Here is an 877-nt window from a genome sequence, read left to right as displayed (position 1 = left end):
CGGCAGGTTTTGTCTTGACCTGCCAGCCACATCGGACAGGTTAGCAGGTGATGTCGACAGGTGTGGAAATTCTCCAGACAGCGTGAAAGCCACCTTATACTGAAAGCATTCAGCTCTATGCGCATTTTCCGTATGTGCACTTTTTGTTAAAAACTTTCAGAGCCCTGAAAAATTAAGCGCATCCATAGACTTTAACGTTCCTGGTTCCAGGCAGAGGCCTCTTCCCCCGGAAAGACTTTACGACTTATTCACCGGAGGCGCATCCACTGAAAGGGAATCGTAACAGGTCATTAACGGCACGTCCTGGGGTTTGCCTCTGTGGAGGAAGCAATATTTGCCAGCAATTTTTCCGGTTATTTTCTGGTCGGAATCATATGAGTCCCTGTAGAAAACTGTAAGATTCGGGTTCGCTTCCTCTTTTGTTATGCAGGTTGTCCCGCCCATTGGAGTAATATGTGAAGAGTGATAACCCAGGGATGACAGACTCACGTCAACGGCTATATCCAGCGCATTAATAAGCACCGCCTCATGCCCCCACTGGCAATGGGAATCCCATGCTGAGGCATATTCGTTTAGGATTGGAGATAATAAATGTATCCCCATCATCGCATGCCCCGTCCTCAGGACGTGTGCCTCGTCAATAATGGTATAGTTAAAGGGTGCAAAATCGACCCCGACCAAAAACGGGCCTTTGTTCAAATCTGCACAGCAATTTGAAAAGCTAGAAAAATAGGGGCACAGGACTTTACCCCTGCCGTAGTCTACGATTTTCCCGGTCTTGTCTTTCTTTGGAACCGCAGTCCAGACGCCTATGTTGGCAATTTTGTCATTTTCTATAAGGAGCTGAGTGTATGGATTACAGGACCATCCGGCAGAA

Annotated in this window: 1 protein-coding gene; it reads right to left on the bottom strand. The window is 47.4% G+C overall.

From position 1 onward, the window contains the following. Window positions 1–237: 237 nt before the first annotated feature. Window positions 238–877 (bottom strand): hypothetical protein (locus tag ACY2RQ_RS19470; RefSeq protein ID WP_490114674.1); only part of this gene is annotated, 640 nt, incomplete at its 5' end.

It is taken from the genome of Parendozoicomonas sp. 209JJ7-1 (assembly GCF_058147085.1).
Note: the sequence above shows the minus strand (reverse complement) of the source record. Positions and strands in the feature narration are given on the sequence as shown.